This window comes from Streptomyces purpurogeneiscleroticus (genome assembly GCF_020024005.1).
Lineage (GTDB): Bacteria > Actinomycetota > Actinomycetes > Streptomycetales > Streptomycetaceae > Streptomyces > Streptomyces purpurogeneiscleroticus.
Genome location: NZ_NHSG01000141.1, coordinates 1 through 16,371, shown reverse-complemented (window position 1 = coordinate 16,371; position 16,371 = coordinate 1). Strand labels below are relative to the sequence as shown.

Annotated in this window: 16 protein-coding genes and 1 tRNA gene; 8 read left to right on the top strand and 9 right to left on the bottom strand. The window is 71.8% G+C overall.

The genetic code is table 11. From position 1 onward, the window contains the following. From CCS38_RS07905 to CCS38_RS07890, 4 genes are all read left to right on the top strand, one after another. Positions 1–1,115: peptidoglycan-binding protein (locus CCS38_RS07905; protein WP_223732477.1), on the top strand; the 1,115-nt coding region annotated here is incomplete at its 5' end. Positions 1,116–1,126: 11 nt separating this feature from the next. Continuing rightward, on the top strand, positions 1,127–2,563 hold the full coding sequence (locus tag CCS38_RS07900; protein WP_223732476.1) for an SPFH domain-containing protein: 1,437 nt from the start codon (positions 1,127–1,129) through the stop codon (positions 2,561–2,563). Between the two features lie 9 nt (positions 2,564–2,572). Continuing rightward, complete coding sequence (locus tag CCS38_RS07895; protein ID WP_223732475.1) at positions 2,573–2,989, top strand: SsgA family sporulation/cell division regulator; 417 nt, start codon at positions 2,573–2,575, stop codon at positions 2,987–2,989. Positions 2,990–3,170: 181 nt separating this feature from the next. Next, complete coding sequence (locus CCS38_RS07890; RefSeq protein WP_223732474.1) at positions 3,171–3,764, top strand: lytic polysaccharide monooxygenase auxiliary activity family 9 protein; 594 nt, start codon at positions 3,171–3,173, stop codon at positions 3,762–3,764. A 79-nt stretch (positions 3,765–3,843) separates the two neighbouring features. On the opposite strand, the gene CCS38_RS07885 is transcribed toward CCS38_RS07890, so the two are convergent. The 6 genes from CCS38_RS07885 to ehuB form a co-directional block, all read right to left on the bottom strand. After that, positions 3,844–3,917 (bottom strand) — tRNA-Lys (locus CCS38_RS07885). An 83-nt stretch (positions 3,918–4,000) separates the two neighbouring features. Beyond that, positions 4,001–4,759, bottom strand: a complete 759-nt coding sequence (locus CCS38_RS07880; RefSeq protein WP_223732473.1) for an IclR family transcriptional regulator — start codon at positions 4,757–4,759, stop codon at positions 4,001–4,003. Between the two features lie 270 nt (positions 4,760–5,029). Further along, complete coding sequence (gene ehuA, locus CCS38_RS07875) at positions 5,030–5,845, bottom strand: ectoine/hydroxyectoine ABC transporter ATP-binding protein EhuA (RefSeq protein ID WP_223732472.1); 816 nt, start codon at positions 5,843–5,845, stop codon at positions 5,030–5,032. Further along, positions 5,835–6,485: an ectoine/hydroxyectoine ABC transporter permease subunit EhuD gene (ehuD, locus tag CCS38_RS07870; protein ID WP_223732471.1), complete on the bottom strand. Its 651-nt coding sequence runs from the start codon at positions 6,483–6,485 to the stop codon at positions 5,835–5,837. Before ehuD ends, ehuA begins: the two co-directional genes overlap by 11 nt. Next, on the bottom strand, positions 6,482–7,237 hold the full coding sequence (gene ehuC, locus CCS38_RS07865) for an ectoine/hydroxyectoine ABC transporter permease subunit EhuC (RefSeq protein WP_223732470.1): 756 nt from the start codon (positions 7,235–7,237) through the stop codon (positions 6,482–6,484). The genes ehuD and ehuC overlap by 4 nt, the downstream gene beginning before the upstream one ends. Next, positions 7,234–8,166, bottom strand: a complete 933-nt coding sequence (gene ehuB / locus CCS38_RS07860) for an ectoine/hydroxyectoine ABC transporter substrate-binding protein EhuB (protein WP_223732469.1) — start codon at positions 8,164–8,166, stop codon at positions 7,234–7,236. The genes ehuC and ehuB overlap by 4 nt, the downstream gene beginning before the upstream one ends. A 279-nt stretch (positions 8,167–8,445) precedes the next feature. Here ehuB and CCS38_RS07855 point away from each other — a divergent pair, with 279 nt between their 5' ends. Next, the gene (locus tag CCS38_RS07855) at positions 8,446–8,967 is read left to right on the top strand and encodes a DUF3830 family protein (RefSeq protein WP_031063065.1); all 522 of its coding nucleotides are present in this window, start codon (positions 8,446–8,448) and stop codon (positions 8,965–8,967) included. Here CCS38_RS07855 and CCS38_RS07850 read toward each other — a convergent pair. Then, the gene (locus CCS38_RS07850; protein WP_223732468.1) at positions 8,948–10,369 is read right to left on the bottom strand and encodes an amidase; all 1,422 of its coding nucleotides are present in this window, start codon (positions 10,367–10,369) and stop codon (positions 8,948–8,950) included. The genes CCS38_RS07855 and CCS38_RS07850 overlap by 20 nt on opposite strands. A gap of 90 nt (positions 10,370–10,459) precedes the next feature. Then, positions 10,460–11,425, bottom strand: a complete 966-nt coding sequence (locus tag CCS38_RS07845) for a D-2-hydroxyacid dehydrogenase (protein WP_223732467.1) — start codon at positions 11,423–11,425, stop codon at positions 10,460–10,462. A gap of 198 nt (positions 11,426–11,623) precedes the next feature. On the opposite strand from CCS38_RS07845, the gene CCS38_RS07840 reads away from it, so the two are divergent. The 3 genes from CCS38_RS07840 (at position 11,624) to CCS38_RS07830 (ending at position 14,599) form a co-directional block, all read left to right on the top strand. Next, positions 11,624–12,517: a maleate cis-trans isomerase family protein gene (locus CCS38_RS07840; protein WP_223732466.1), complete on the top strand. Its 894-nt coding sequence runs from the start codon at positions 11,624–11,626 to the stop codon at positions 12,515–12,517. An 85-nt stretch (positions 12,518–12,602) separates the two neighbouring features. Then, positions 12,603–13,331: a maleate cis-trans isomerase family protein gene (locus tag CCS38_RS07835; RefSeq protein ID WP_223732465.1), complete on the top strand. Its 729-nt coding sequence runs from the start codon at positions 12,603–12,605 to the stop codon at positions 13,329–13,331. A gap of 188 nt (positions 13,332–13,519) precedes the next feature. Further along, positions 13,520–14,599: an LLM class flavin-dependent oxidoreductase gene (locus CCS38_RS07830; RefSeq protein WP_030250099.1), complete on the top strand. Its 1,080-nt coding sequence runs from the start codon at positions 13,520–13,522 to the stop codon at positions 14,597–14,599. 37 nt (positions 14,600–14,636) lie between these two features. On the opposite strand, the gene CCS38_RS07825 is transcribed toward CCS38_RS07830, so the two are convergent. Then, positions 14,637–16,371, bottom strand: a 1,735-nt coding sequence (locus CCS38_RS07825; RefSeq protein WP_223732464.1) for a putative bifunctional diguanylate cyclase/phosphodiesterase, incomplete at its 5' end; no start/stop codon positions are given.

Below are 16,371 nucleotides of genomic sequence, written 5' to 3'. Positions count from 1 at the left end.
GCCCTGGGTACCCGGCCCCGGAGGCGGCGCCGGGTACCCAGGGCCAGGTCAGCGGCCTGTACGGCGGTACCGGCAGCGGGCGCGCGCGGCCCGCCGACGAGCCGCGCTCCACCACGCGCGCGGCGATCATCGCCCGGGCGAAGGCGTGGATCGCGGCCCGGGTGCCGTACAACATGAACGGCTACTGGTCCGACGGCTACCGCGAGGACTGCTCGGGCTTCGTCTCGATGGCCTGGGGGCTGGGCAGCAACCAGTGGACCGGATCGCTCAGCCGGTACGCCGTGCGGATAACAAAGGACGAGCTGCGGCCCGGCGACATCCTGCTGTACCACAACGCGGGGAACCCGTCGGCCGGCTCGCACGTGACCATCTTCGGCGGCTGGGCGGACGCCTCCCGGAAGAAGTACGTCGCGTACGAACTGGCGCCGCAACACGCCCGGAAGAAGGTCACCCCGTACGCGTATTGGAGCAACGCCGGCAAATACGTGCCCTATCGCTACCGGAACCTGGTCGACAGCGGTCTTCCGGACAACGGCCTCCCCGAGAGCGGCATGCCCGACGGCGGGCTTCCCGAGGGCGGGCTCCCGGACGGCTTCTCCGCCGCCTTCCCCGGCCTCGGGCACTTCGGGCCCGGCGCCGACAACGCGTGGGTGACCGAGCTCGGGCGGCTGCTGGTCGCCCGCGGCGGCGGCGCGTACTACCGCTCCGGGCCCGGGCCGCGCTGGAGCTCGGCGGACCGCGACGCCACCCGGGCCTTCCAGCGCGCCCAGGGATGGCGCGGCGCGGAGGCCGACGGCCTGCCCGGGCCGGACACCTGGGCGTATCTCACCGGCGGCAAGGGCCGGAACATCGGCGGCCACACGGCCGCCGGCAAGGCGGGCGGCTTCCCCGGCGTCCGGCACTTCCGGCCCGGCGAGAGCGGCGACCACATCACCCGGCTCGGCCGGCAGCTCGTGAAGAAGGGCTACGGCAAGTACTACACCTCGGGCCCCGGACCGCGCTGGTCGGAGGCGGACCGCAGGAACGTCGAGGCGTTCCAGCGCGCGCAGGGCTGGCGCGGCGCCGACGCGGACGGCCGTCCCGGCCCCGAGACCTGGCGGCGACTCTTCCTATGACGGAGCACTTCATGGCAGGCAGAACGGACAGCGGACAGCCGGACACCGCGTTCCCGGCGGGGGCCGAGGCGCGGGGCTACGGACCGGCGCCGCGGATGGTCCCCCTGATGGACCCGGACACGGGACTCCCCTTCGTGGACGAATTCGGCGTCCCGGCCGGGGGCGCGCCCACGGTCTCGCCGGGATCCGCACCTACGGGTCCGCCGGGGCCCGCGCCCACGGATTCCGCGGGCACCGTACCCTCCGGCCGGCCCCACTGGGCGGCCGCCTCCGAGCCGATGCCCGACCCGGCGCCCGTGCCGAAGCCCGAACCCGAGCCCGTGCCGGAGCCCCAGCCGGACCCGGGCCCGCAGGACCTGCCGCCGACGGCCGGCATCGAGGCCGCCGAGGAGCTGCTCGACACCGCCGAGCGCGCGGTACTGACCGACGCCCTCGGCGTGGTCGACGCCGGCAGCCGGGTCACCTCCCCGGCCACCACCGAGGAAACCGGCCCGGCTCGCCCCGCGTCCGTACGGCCCGGCAGCCGGCGCGTCCCCGACGAGGACCCGGACCTCACCGAGCGGCGCGGCCCCTCGCTCCCCGGCGCACCCGCGCTGTGCGCCGGGCTGCTCGCCGCCGCGTCCTGCGGGGCGCTGCTGTGGTGGCACGGAATGCTGCCCGACCAGGCCGTACGCCTGCTGCGGCTGCCCGGCCGGGCCGCTGCGCCGCTGTCGCCCCGCGACCTGGCGCTGCTCGTACTGGGCTGCGCGGCCACCCTCTTCGCGCTCGGCGGGCTGGCCCGCGGCCGGGTCGGCGGCGCCTGGGTGCTCAGCCTCTTCGGGCGCTACCGCGGCACCGTTCGGCGCACCGGTCTCGTGTGGATCAACCCCGTGCTGCGCCGCCGCCGGGTGGACGTGCGGCTGCGGCACTGGCGCAGCGAGCCGATGCCGGCGGTGGACGCGGCCGGGGTGCAGCTGCGGGCCGTGGTGCTGGTGGTCTGGCGGGTCGTGGACGCCGCGCGGGCCCGGTACGCGGTCGACGATCACGTCACCTACCTGCGCGAACAGGTGGAGGCGGGGACCGCCCGGGTGCTCGGCCGACTGCCCGCCGACGCCTTCCACGAGGAGTCGCCGAGTCTGCGGGACGCGGACGCGGTGGGCGACGCGCTGACCGCGCAGCTCGCCGCCGACTGCCGCCCGGTGGGCATCGAGGTGTTCTCCGCGCAGCCCACGCGCATCGAGTACGCGCCGGAGGTGGCGACCGCCATGCACCGCCGGCAGATCGCCGCGATCGACGCCCGGCACCGCGACACCGTGCTGACCTCGGTGGTGGACGCGGTGGACGACACGGTACGGCGGCTCACCACCCGGGGGCTGGTGGAGCTGGACGACTACGAACGCAAGGCGCTGGTCAAGGACCTGACCGTGGCGTTCTACACCGCCCGCGGCAGCGCGGCGGCGCAGGAGTGAGGCGCCGTGGTGGCCGCCACGACGCGCACCCTTGAACTGCAGCTGCTGCTCGGCCCGGACACCGTCGTGCCGGTGGCGGGCCGGTTCGGCTACCGCAGCGACCGCCCGTACGAGGTGCGGGTCGCCTTCGTCAGCCAGGGCCGTACGGTCACGACCTGGGTGTTCTCGCGGGAGCTGCTGCTCGCCGGGCTGCGCGGCCCGGCGGGCGAGGGGGACGTGCGGATGCGGCCGTTCCGGGACGCGGTCGGGGTCCGCCGGGTCCACATCGAGCTGCGGTCCGCCGGGAGCGCGTGCGCGCTGACGGCCGAGGCCACGGACCTGGCGGCCTGGGTACGGGCAACGGCCGAGGTGGTGCCGCCGGGAGAGGAGGGCCGCTTCCTCGACCTGGACGCGCACCTCGCCCGGCTCTTCGCCGAGCGGAACTGAGCGGAATTGAGCCGAACCGAGCTGAACCGAGGGGAACGGAAGTGAACTGAGCGGAACGGAAGTGAACTGAGCGCCTCGGCAATTGGTCTGGACAAGTACAACAGCCGTCATTACGCTGCGACTTGGTCTAGACCGCAATGCACGGCTCTCACGGAACCTCCCCCACGTTCAGGAGCGAAGCATGCGCAAGAAGATCAGCGTCGCAGTGATCACCCTCGGCATAGCCGGCGCCTCCCTGCTCGCCACCGGCAGCGCCTCCAGCCACGGTTACGGCACCCAGCCCCCGAGCCGGCAGTCGCTGTGCGCCGCCGGCACCGTCAAGGACTGCGGCGCCATCCAATGGGAGCCGCAGAGCGTCGAGGGCCCGAAGGGCTTCCCGGCCGCGGGCCCCGCCGACGGCAAGATCTGTGCCGGCGGCAACTCCTCGTTCGCCCAGCTGGACGACCCGCGCGGCGGCCAGTGGCCCGCCACGGCGCTCAAGGCGGGCCAGGGCTTCACCTTCAGCTGGAAGATGACCGCGCGGCACGCCACGACGGACTTCCGGTACTACATCACCAAGCAGGGCTGGGACCCGAGCAAGCTGCTCACCCGCGCGGCACTCGAATCGCAGCCCTTCATGACCGTGCCGCTGGGCGGCAAGCAGCCGCCGGAGACCTGGAGCCAGCAGGGTACCGTCCCGACCGGCCACACCGGCCGGCACATGATCCTCGGCGTCTGGAACATCGCCGACACCGGCAATGCCTTCTACTCCTGCGCCGACGTGAACCTGTCGTAAGGCCCGGCCGGGCGGTCCCGGTGCACGACGCCCGGTACACGACGAAGGCCCTCACCGGAGTGAGGGCCTTCGCTGTCTGTGCGCCGCCAGGGACTCGAACCCCGGACCCGCTGATTAAGAGTCAGCTGCTCTAACCAACTGAGCTAGCGGCGCCTGCTGACGACGTAAATACTACCCGGTCCCGAGGGGTGCTTCCGACCATGTGGCCCCGGCCACACCGCCGGGGCCTGTGCTGCTCAGAGTGCCAGCGACAGCAGGACCGGAGCCGCCCTGCGGTTCAGTGTGTCGGCGGCCTTGCGCAGCCGGTGGGCGTGCTCCAGCGGCATCGACAGCGCGAGGCAGCCCACCGTCGCGCCGGCCGTGATCGGGACGGCCGCGCAGACCGTGCCGACGGCGTACTCCTGGAGGTCCAGGACGGGGACGGAGGCCGGCTGGCTGTCGAGCTTGTGGAAGAGCACCTTCTCGTTGGTGATCGTCCGGGAGGTGAGCCGGGCGGTCTTGTGCCGCGAGAGGTGGTCCCGCCGGCCGTCGTGGTCGAGCTGGGCGAGCAGACACTTGCCCATCGCGCTCGCGTGCGCCGTGCGGTGGAACTCCGCCCACTCGTTGACCTTGGGGGTCTGCGGGCCGTCGGCGTAGTGCAGGATGCGCACCTCGCCGTCGATGTAGCGGCTGATGTAGACCGCGGCGCCGACGGAGTCGCGCAGCTCGTCGAGCGAGGTCTGCAGCTTGTCGTTGAGCGCCTGGGCGCGGTCGACGCCGCCGCCGAGCAGCGCCAGGGACTCGCCGACCACGTACGCGCCGTCGGACAGCTGGTCGAGATAGCCCTCGCGGCGCAGCATCGCCAGCATGTGGGTGAGGTGGGCGGCAGGCAGACCGGTCTCCCGCGCTATCTGCGCATCGGTCGTGCCGGTCGGGTGCCGGGAAACCGTTTCGAGCACACGGAGTGCGTAGCGCACCGAATGGTAAGGCGCGGTGGGCTCGTACGTCGGCGCCACGGTGTCCCCCTAGCGGGTTGTGACCGTTTGCATCGTCACCGTCGCCACCCGTCACGGACACCATGCGTCGCGCGGCCTTACCGGGTGGCGGGGCTCGTACCACGATAGCGGCCAACCCGGCTTACAGGAGGGGGGCTTGAGTGAAAATCGTCGTTCAGCACGCTTCTGTTCAGCGATTCACCACCACGGCATATGCCAGAGTCACGGTTTCGAAGGACAAAACGGCCCGCCGCCCCTCGTAGGGCGGCGGGCCGTCGGTGCGCCGGGGAGTCAGAGCACCGCGCTCAGGAACTCCCGCGTCCGCTCGTGCTCCGGCTCCGTGAAGATCTTCTCCGGCGGCCCGGACTCGATGACCCGGCCCGCGTCGAACATCAGGACGTCATCGGAGATGTCCCGCGCGAAGTTCATCTCGTGCGTCACGCACAGCATCGTGATGTCGGTCGTGTGCGCGATGTCCCGCAGTACGTCCAGGACGCCGGCCACCAGCTCCGGGTCGAGCGCGGAGGTGACCTCGTCCAGGAGCAGCACCTGCGGCCGCATGGCCAGGGCACGCGCGATGGCGACCCGCTGCTGCTGGCCGCCGGAGAGCTGGGTGGGGTACTTGTCCACGTGCTCGGTCAGGCCGACCAGGTCCAGCAGCTCGTGGGCGCGCTCCTCGGCCGCTTCCTTGGGCATCCCCAGTACATGCACCGGCGCCTCGGTGACGTTGCGCAGCACCTTCATGTTGGGGAAGAGGTTGAACTGCTGGAAGACCATGCCGATGTTCTTGCGCACCTCGCGGGTGTGCCGCTCGCCGGCCGGTACGAGCTTCTCGCCCTTCTTCTCGTGGGTGAGGTACTCCCCGCCCACCCTGATCGTGCCCTCGTCCGGCTTCAGCAGCGTCATCAGCAGCCGCAGGATCGTGGTCTTGCCGGACCCGGACGGGCCGATGAGGGTGACGTGCTTGCCCGAGGAGACCGTGAAGTCCAGCGAGTCCAGGACCGTATTGGTCCCGAAGCGCTTGGTGACGTGGTCGAAGCGGATCAGCTCGCTGCCGTCCACCGCCGGGTTTGCCGTTTCTTTCGAGAGGTTGCTGTCAGCGGACAAGACGACGCTCCAGGGCTCGCAGGAGAAGGGAAGCCGGGTAGGCGATGACGATGAAGGCGAGGCCGACGACCGTGTAGGGCTCGATGGTCTGGAAGGTCTGCGAGGAGAACTGGCGGGCCTCGCCCAGCATCTCCAGCACGCCGATCACGAAGATCATCGGCGTGTCCTTCAGCATCGCGACGACGTAGTTGCCCAGTGCCGGCACGACCCGCCGGATCGCCTGCGGCAGGATCACCGCGCCCCAGGTCCGCATGCGCGGCAGGCTGAGCGCGGTCGCCGCCTCCCACTGGCCCACCGGTACGCCGTCGATGCCGGCGCGGTAGACCTCGGCGGTGTACGTCGAGTAGTGCAGACCGAGGCCGATCACGCCGGTGGTCAGCGCCGAGAGCGTGATTCCCCACTCGGGCAGTACGTAGTAGAGGAAGAACAGCTGGACGAGGAGGGGGGTGTTGCGGATGAATTCGGTGACCCCCACCACCGGCCAGCGCACCACGGCGTGCTCGGAGCGCTGCGCCATGGCCCAGACCAGCCCGAGGGCGAAGGCGATCAGCGAGCCGAGCGCCAGGGCCTCCAGGGTGACCAGGAGGCCGTGCAAGAACATCGGCATGAAGTCGCCGACCGCGTTCCAGTTCCAGTTCACTGGCCGGCACCTCCCGCCGGGGCCGCGCCGGAGCGCGTGATGTCGCCGACCTGGCCGGCACTCAGCTTGCTGCGCAGGCCCTCACGCTTCGTGGGGGTCTGGCCGATACCGGCCTTGGCCTGCCGCTCCACGACCCGCATCCCGCGCGTCAGCAGGAAGGCCAGGATGAAGTACATGACCAGGATGATCGTGTAGACGGGGGCGCTCTGACCGGTGGCGTTGCGTACCAGCGAGGCGCCGAAGGCGATGTCGGCCACGCCCATGATCGAGACCAGGGCCGTGCCCTTGAGCAGCTCGATCAGCAGGTTGTTGAACGGCGGGACCATCTCCGGCCACGCCTGCGGCAGGATGATCTTCCGCAGCTGCTGGGCGGGGCTGAAGCTGAGCGCGATGCCCGCCTCGCGCTGGGCGGGCGCGACGGCGCTCACGGCGCCGCGTACGACTTCCGAGCCGTACGCGCCGTAGCTCAGGCCCAGGGCAAGGGTGGCGGCCCACAGGGGGACCAGCTGCCAGCCGAAGCCGATCGGGAGCACGAAGAAGATCCAGAACATCAGGATCAGCGCGGACGTACCGCGGAAGACCTCGAAGTACGCGCCGGACAGGAAGCGCACGATCCACAGCCGGTGGGTACGGGCCAGCCCGATGACGAAGGCCACCACGGCGGCGAGTGCGGCGCTGTAGACCGTCAGCTGAACGGTGATCCAGACGCCTTTGAGGAGGAGTTCCCACAAACCCCAGCTGATTTCGCTCATGGCTTGCACTTCTCCTTAGCGGTGATGGTCGTCATCTGCTCCTTCGTGAAGCCGAAAGGCCGCATGACGTCCAGGAGTTCGCCGCTCTCCTTCATCTTGTGCAGCTCGCGGTTGAAGGCGTCCCGGAGATGGGTCTCCGGGCTCCGGAAGGCGAAGCCGCCGACGTCGATGACCGGCTTTCCGTCCACGTACGGCGTGACTTCCCCGGTGGCCTCCGCCTTCGTCGTCTCGGTCTCGTGCACGACGTTCCGCACGGTCACCGCGGTGCCGGCGAACACGTCGATGCGCCCCTGCTCGACGGCGAGCAGCCCGGCGAGCGCGTCGGGCAGGGTCGTGATGCGCTTGACCCCGGCCTCCTTGGCGTAGTCGATCTCCGCGAAGCCGACGCCGGTCGCCATGTGGGCGCCGGTCCTGGCGATGTCCTTGTAGTTGCGGAGGTTCTTGGGATTCCCCTTCGGCACGATGAAGGCATCGAGCATCTGGTATTCGGGATCGGCGAAAATCACCTGTTCGCAGCGTTCCGGATTGATGTACATGCCGGCCGCCACGACATCGAACTGGAGGGAATTCAGCCCGGTGATCAGCGAGCCGAATTCCGTGGCGAACGGCTGGACGCTCGGCACGCCCAGCCGCTTGAAGATCCGCTCGGCGATGGCCGGCGCCGAGCCGGTCATCTTCCCGTCCTTCCCGATGTAGCTGTACGGCTGCTCGCCCGCCAGGCCCAGCCGTACGGCGCCCTTGGCGCGCAGCTGTTCCAGCAGGTGTCCGCCGTCTCCGGTGTCGGCAGTCGAGACCCGGCTGCACGCGCTCGTCGCGCCCATCGCGCCTGCCGCGCCGAGCGCCGCCACCCCCGCGAGCAGCGTGCGGCGGCGGAGGCCGCTGCCGGAACTTCGCCTGATTTCTTTGGTGTTCCCCATTGGTGGAGCCATGGGCGCGCGACTACCCGAAGGCGGCGGACCTATGCCGATCGTTTCCCGCCCTTGATGCTTCCGGTACCGAAGGGGTCGTACACGGAGTTGCCGGGGGAAACATGGGTGTAACAGCGGCTATGTGTGGGGTGGTTGGGACAGGAGGGAAATGACTTTTCCCGTGCCGTCCGGGGAAGTGTCCGGGGACGCCCTACGCTCGGGTGCCGGGTGATACATCGCTGATGACCGGCATTGACCGGTAAGCCCGACAAGCATGGTAATCAACCAAGAGGGGTCATCATGGCCGACCGCTTCATCGAGGTCTCCCTGGACAAGCGCGGCGTGCGCTGCACGGCCAAGCTGCTCGACGACCGCGCGCCCGTCACCTGCGCCGCCGTCTGGGACGCGCTCCCGCTCGGCGGCGACGTCTACCACGCCAAGTACGCCCGCAACGAGATCTACGCCCTGGTGCCGCCCTTCGCCCCCGAGGAGCCGCCGCTGGAGAACCCCACGATCACCCCGATCCCCGGCGACCTGTGCTACTTCACCTTCACCGACACCCAGCTGGCCACCTCCTCGTACGGATACGAGGCGGCGGCCGAGCGGCAGGGCGCGAAGGCCGCGCACGCCGAGCGCGCCACCGTCGTCGACCTCGCGCTCTTCTACGAGCGCAACAACCTGCTGATCAACGGTGACGCGGGCTGGGTCCCGGGCATCGTCTGGGGCTCCGTCGTGGACGGCCTGGACCGGATGGCCGACGCCTGCCAGGACCTCTGGCGGGCCGGCGCGCTCGGCGAGACGCTCAGCTTCCGCCGGGCGTAGCCGCGAGCGCCGGGGGCGGGATGTCCGCCACCCCGGTCCCGTACAGGGCGTGCGCGGCGCGCAGCACCAGCGCGTCCGCGTGCCGCGCGCCGACCAGCTGCACCCCGATCGGCAGCCCGTCGCCGTCCACGCCGCACGGCAGCGTCGCGGCGGGCTGCTGCGTCATGTTGAAGGGATATGTGAACGGCGTCCAGCCGGTCCAGCGCTCGTGCCCCGGCCCCTTCGGCACCTCCACGCCCGCCTCGAAGGCCGTGATCGGCTCGGTCGGCGTGACCAGCAGGTCGTACGTCTCGTGGAACCGCCCCAGCTGCCGGCCGAGCGCCATCCGCACGTCCACCGCCGCCAGGTAGTCCAGCGCGCTGTAGCGCTCGCCCTGCTCGCACACCGTGCGCAGCGCCGGCTCCAGCAGCTCGCGCGCCTCCTCCCCGAGCGGCTGCACGACCCGGGCGATCCCGCTGAACCACAGAGTGTGGAACGCCTCCACCGGGTCCTCGATCTCCGGGTCGACCTCCTCCACGTGCGCGCCCAGCTCCGCCAGCTTCTCCACGGCCCGCCGGACCGCCGCCGCGACCTCGGGCCGCACCGGCACGTCCCAGCCGAGCGCCGGGCTGTACGCCACCCGCAGCCCGGCCACCGGACCCGAGAGCTGCTCCACGAAGGAGCCGGACACCGGGCCGAGCTGCGACCAGTCCCGCCAGTCCGGGCCGGAGATCGCATCCATCAGCAGGGCCGCGTCCGCCGCGTCCTTCGTCATCGGCCCTACATGGGCCAGCGTCCCGAACGGGCTCGACGGATACATCGGCACCCGCCCGTACGTCGGCTTCAGCGCGAAGCACCCGCAGAAGGAGGCGGGGATGCGGACCGAGCCGCCGCCGTCCGTCCCCAGGCTCAGCGGCCCGGCGCCCAGCGCCACGGCCGCCGCGCCGCCCCCGCTGGAGCCGCCTGCGGTGCGCTGCGGGTCGTACGGATTGCCGGTGATCCCGTGGAGCGGGCTGTCGGTGACGCCCTTCCAGGCGAACTCGGGCGTCGTGGTCTTCCCGATGAAGACCGCGCCCTGCTCCCGCAGCCGGGCGACCGAGGGCGCGTCCTCGTCCCACGCCTGGTTCGCGCGCACGGTCCGCGAGCCGCGCAGGGTCGGGCCGCCGCGCATCAGGATGATGTCCTTCACGGTGACCGGTACGCCGTCCAGCGGCCCGGCCGGGGTGCCGGCCCGCCAGCGTTCCGCGGACTCCTTCGCGGCGGACAGCGCCTCGTCGGCCTCCAGCCGGGTGAAGGCGTTGACGTGCGGCTGCACCCGCTCCGCCCGGTCCAGCGCGGCCCGCGCCGCCTCGACGGGGGAGAACTCGCCGGCCGCGTAGCCGGCCGTGAGCCGCAGTGCTGTGAGATCCGCCAGTTCGGTCATCAAGCCCTCCATCGGGGGAGCGGAGTGTGCGCGGAATGCGCCCCGGCGGGCCGGGGCGCGGGCGGGCGCGGCGGAGGACGTACGCGTGGCCTACTGCACCGGCACGTACCCCAGCCGCTTGTCGACAACGTTGAGCAGCGGCTCGCCCGCCACCCAGCGGTCGTAGTTGTCCACGAACTGCTCGGCGAGCGCGTCCCGCCAGCCGAGGGTGTCCCCGCACATGTGCGGCGAGACGATCAGGTGCGGGACGTCCCACAGGAGACTGTCGGTGCCCAGCGGCTCCTGCTGGAAGACGTCCAGTGCGGCGGCCGCGATCTTCCAGCCGCGCAGCGCCTCGACGAGATCCTGCTCGATCACCATCGGGCCGCGCCCCACGTTCACGAAACGGGCCGATTCCTTCATCCGGCCGAACGCCTGCCGGTCGAAAAGACCGCGGGTCTCCTCGGTGAGCGGAGCGGCGCACACCACCCAGTCGGCGGTCGGCAGCAGTCCGTCCAGCGCGTCGCTCGCATGCACCAGTCCGAACTGTGGATCATCCGGCCGCTCCCGGCGTCCGACCAGGTCGACCTTGATCCCGAGCGCCTTCAGGGTCTCCCCGATGGCCCGCCCGATCGGCCCGGAACCGACCACGACGGCCCGTGATCCGGCCACCCGCAGCGTTTCCCTGTGCTGCCATCGCCGCTGCCGCTGGAGTTCCCAACTGCCATAAAAATCCTTGGCCATCGCGATCACCAAACCAGCGACGTACTCCGCGATCGGTTGCTCGAAAACGCCCCGCGCATTGGTCACCACGGTCTCGTCCTCGATCAGCCCAGGACACAGGAGCCTGTCCACACCGGCGCTCGCGGTGTGCACCCAGGCGGGCCGCGGGCCGCCTGCGGCCCAGGCGTCGCGGATGGCGTCGGAGGTGAAATCCCAGGCCAAGAGCACATCGGCGGTGGGAAGTTGGCCGGCCAGCGTGGTCTCGTCCGCGAAGATCACTTTGGCGCGTCCGGACAGTCTGTCGAGCTTCGGCGGCGGGTCGGAACCAAGGACAAGGACGGTGTTTTCGGTCATGGGCCAGAAACCGTTCTGAAACGAGTGCCCCTTTAAATGAAGGAGGCGCCGACAGATGCCTGAGATGCGAGGATTGACCACGCTAGGAAGCCGTATCTACCGTGTCAACAACGGCTCTGTCCCGACGTCCCGGCTTGTGCCGGTTGTTTCAGAATCCCTGGCCAATGGCCTAGCCCTTCGTTCTTCTAGGGGCCATTCATGGACGTCTCTTTTCTGGGGGGCCCACAGCCTCAGTGCGGTGTGGGCGTCGTCGCGCCCTTCGACTTCGCACTCGACCGCGAGCTGTGGCGCTGGGTTCCCGACGACGTGTCCCTCCACCTCACCCGCACCCCTTTCGTGCCCGTCGAGGTCTCGCTCGACCTCGCCCGGATGGTCAGTGAGCACGAAACGCTCCGGGAGGCGGTACAGGCGCTGTCCGCGGTATCGCCGCGGGTGGTCTCCTACGCCTGCACCTCGGGCAGTTTCGTCGGCGGCGTGGCGGGCGAGCGCGCCATGTGCGCCGCCATGCAGCAGGCCGGTGAGGTGCCCTCGATGACCACCTCGGGGGCGCTGCTGGACGCGCTGTGCGAGATCGGCGCACGGCGGGTCGCCCTGGTCACGCCGTACACCAAATCCGTCACCGACTCGCTGGAGGAGTATCTGGCAGAAGCCGGCATCACGGTCACGGGCCGCGCCTACCTGGGGCTGACCCGGCACATCTGGAAGGTGCCCTACCGCGACGTCGTCGACATGGCGCGGCAGGCGGTGGTGGGCGCGACCGACGCGCTCTTCATCAGCTGCACCAACCTCCCGACGTACGACGTGATCCCGCAGCTGGAGGCTGAGCTGCGGATGCCCGTCCTGTCGGCCAACCAGGTCACCATGTGGGGCGCGCTGCGTGCCATCGGCAGCCACGCGGTAGGCCCGTACCAGGCGCTGCTCGACCCCGTCGCGAGACGCGGCCCCGCGGCGCTGTCCGGATCGGCGGACGCCGTGCCGCGGCACCGGCCGGAGCCCGAGGCGGCCTTCGCCGGGCCGCCCGCGGCGCCGGAGGCCGAGGCGGCCGAGGGGCTCGACGCCCCGCCCTTTCCGGACGATACGTACGACGCCTGACGGCCTCCCGGCCGCCGGCGCGTACGCCATCTGAACAGCACGTCGCTCCGCACCCCCGCACCCGCACGACGGATGGGAGATCTGCATGGCCACGGTCGGCTTCCTCTACCCCGGCTACTCCGCCGAGGACGACTACCCCCGTATCGAGTCCCTCCTGGGCGGCGGCGTCCGGCTGCCGCTGGTCCACACCGATATCGGTGAGGACGCGCACCGGGTGGACGCTCTGCTCGAAATGGGGTCGGCGGCGCGGCTGGCCGCCGGGGTCGCCGACCTGAAGGACCAGGGTGCGGAGGCCGTCGTCTGGTCCTGCACGAGCGCCAGCTTCGTCTTCGGCTGGGAGGGCGCGCAGGAGCAGGTCCGGGAGCTGTCGGCCACCGCCGGGCTGCCCGCCTCCAGCACCTCCTTCGCCTTCGCGCGGGCCATCCAGGCGCTGGGCGCGGAGCGGGTGGCGATCGCGGCGACCTATCCGGAGGACGTGGCCGAGTACTTCCGTGCCTTCCTGAAGTCCGCCGGTACGGAGGTCGTGTCGACCCGCGGCAGCGGCATCATTACTGCCGCCGAGGTGGGTACCTGGGGTCTGGACGAGGTACTGCATCTCGCCCGTACGGGGGACCATCCGGACGCCGAGGTGGTCCTGCTGCCCGACACCGCGCTGCACACCGCGGCGTACCTCCCCGCCGTGGAGGAGGCGCTGCGCAAGCCGGTACTGACCGCCAACCAGGTCACCGTGTGGGAGGGGCTGCGGCTGCTGGACCGGGAGATCGTCCGGCCGGAGCTGGGCACCCTCTTCGCGGGGCCGCGGCGGGAGGCATGACGGGGGCCTGCGGGGCCTGACCGGGGCCTCGCGGACCGGCCGCCGGGAATAACCGGAGCTCTACTCCGGTTGGTCGCGGGGAAGACCCGCTATCTAGGAGGACCCGCACCGTGAGCGGCCACCACGACGACAGCCGGGGCCCGGCCCCTGAGCCCGACCGGGCCTCCGGCACGCCCGGCACCGACGAGATCCGGGGCACGGCCCACGGCACCGCGCCCGTACCGCTGTCCGTACTGGACCTGCTGACCGTCGGCGCCGGCAACACCGCCACCGATGCGCTGCGCACCGCCGCCGCCATCGCGCAGACCGCCGAGCGCCGCGGCTACCACCGTTACTGGGTCGCCGAGCACCACTCCATGCCCGGCGTCGCCTCCTCCTCGCCGGCCGTCATCCTGGCCCACCTGGCCGCGCAGACCGAGTCCATCCGGCTCGGCTCCGGCGGCGTGATGCTGCCCAACCACGCGCCGCTGGTGATCGCCGAGCAGTTCGGCACCCTCGAAGCGATGGCCCCGGGCCGCGTCGACCTCGGCCTCGGCCGCGCCCCCGGCACCGACGGCGCCACCGCCGCCGCGCTGCGCCGCACCGAGCGGCTCAACGAGGGTGCCGACGACTTCCCGCAGCAGCTCGCCGAGCTGATCCGCTTCCTGGACGACGACTTCCCCGACGGGCACCCCTATGCCCGTATCCATGCGGTACCGGGTCCCGTTCAGGCCACCTCGCCCGGCGGCGTGCAGTCCGCGCACCGCCCGCCGGTCTGGCTGCTCGGCTCCTCCGGCTTCAGCGCCCGGCTCGCGGCCCAGCTCGGCCTGCCGTTCGCCTTCGCCCACCACTTCTCCGCGCAGAACACCATCCCCGCGCTGGACCTGTACCGCGAGACCTTCCGCCCGTCGGCCGTGCTGGACGAGCCGTACGCGCTGATCGGCGTCGGCGCGCTGGCGAGCGAGACCGAGGCGGAGGCCCGCCGCCAGGTACTGGCCGGGGCGCTGTCCATGATCCGGCTGCGCACCGGCCGGCCCGGCCTGGTGCCCACGCCGGAGGAGGCGGAGAACCACCCGTACAGCATGGTCGAGGAGGACTTCGTCGAGAGCTGGCTCGGCAACGTCGTGTACGGCACGCCCGACGCGGTTCGCCAGGGCCTGGACGACCTCGCCAAGCGCACCGGCGCCAACGAGCTGATGATCACCGCCAACGCCCACGGCGGCGCGGCCCGCCTCCGCTCGTACGAGCTGATCGCGGACGCGTACGGGCTGCCGGGCGCGTCGGCCTAGACGGGGGGCGGGGCTGCCGGGGCGGTGACGGGCCCCGTCAGCCCCGGTTCCCCTCTTCGCGGTCTGCCGGGGGCCCGGCCAGCAGTGCCGGGACCCGGTCGGCCGGCAGCGGGCGGGAGTACAGCCAGCCCTGGCCGGTGTCGCAGCCGATGCGGCGCAGCCGTGCGGCCTGCTCGGCGTTCTCCACGCACTCCGCCGTGACCGTCAGGCCCAGCCGGTGCGCCAGCGCGACCAGCGCCTCCACGATCGTCTCGTCCGCCGGGTTCGGATGCTCCTCGGAGCGGAAGCCGCGGACGAAGGAGCCGTCCAGCTTCAGTACGGAGACGGGCAGCCGGCTGAGGTAGGCCAGGTTGGAGTAGCCCGTGCCGAAGTCGTCGATGGCGATGCGGACGCCCATGTCGCTGAGCGCCTGGAGCGCCTGGAGCGGGCGGCCCGCCGAGCCCATCACGGCCGACTCGGTCAGCTCCAGCTGGAGCAGCTCGGGCGCCAGGCCGGTCTCGGCGAGGATGCCGGCCACGTCCGCCACCAGGTCGGAGTCCCAGACCTGACGGACGGCCACGTTCACGCTCACGAAGAGCGGCGGCTCCTCGGGGCGGGCCAGCTGCCAGGCGCGCGCCTGATGGCAGGCGCGCTCCAGGACCCAGCGGCCCAGCTCGACGATCGCGCCGTTCTCCTCCGCCAATCCGATGAACCGATTCGGCGGAAGTGTCCCGAACTGCGGGTGCCGCCACCGTACGAGCGCCTCCACGCCCTGCGCCCGGCCGTCGCCGAGCCCGACCAGCGGCTGGTACTCCAGCGTGAACTCGCCGCGGTCGACGGCCGGGCGCAGCGTGCTGGAGAGCGCCTGCCGGGTCATCCGGTGCGCGTTGCGCTCCGGATCGAAGAGCGTCCAGCGGGCCTTGCCGTCCGCCTTGGCCCAGTACAGCGTCGTGTCGGCGGCCTGCATCAGGCCCGTCGCGGTCGTGCCGGCCGCGGCGCGCTCCACGACCCCGATGCTCGCGGACACCGAGAGCCGCTGGCCCGCCAGATCGAACGGCCGCTGCAGCGCGTCCAGCACGGACTGCGCCAGGTCGGCCAGCTGCTCGGTACCGGTGGAGTCCTCCACCAGCAGCGCGAACTCGTCGCCGCCCAGCCGGGCCACCAGCTGCCCGCCGCGCCCGGCCCGGCCCGAAGGGTGCTCGCCGCAGCGGGCCAGCCGCTGGGCCACGGCGCCCAGCAGCCGGTCGCCGACGCGGTGCCCTAGCGTGTCGTTGACCGCCTTGAAGCCGTCCAGGTCGAGGTAGCACAGGCCGATCCGGCCCGTGCCGCCCCGGTCGTACGTAGCCGACTCCAGGGCCGCGGCCAGCCGCTCGAAGAAGAGGGCCCGGTTCGGCAGCCGGGTCACCGGGTCGTGCATCTGGAGGTGGCGCAGCCGGGCCTGCAGGTCGTGCCGGTCGCTGACGTCCGTGACCGAGAGCAGGACGCGGTCCCCGCCGGGCAGCGGCTCGACGCTCACCTCGGCCCAGAGGGAGTGGCCCTCGGGGTGCTTCAGGCGGCGGGTGCAGCGCAGCCGGTCGCTGTGGCCGGCGAGCACGTCGCGGTACGCGGTCCAGATGTGCGGGTCGCCGCCGAGGTCGGTGAGGTCGGCGGCGGAGGCGCTGACCAGCGCGCGCGGGTCCTTGCCCAGCAGGTCGCCGAAGGCGGGGTTGGCGGCGGTCACCAGTCCGTCGCGGCCGAGGACGGCCATCGGCAGCCGGGCGGCCTCGAAGGCGGCGCGGTAGCCGCCTTCGAGG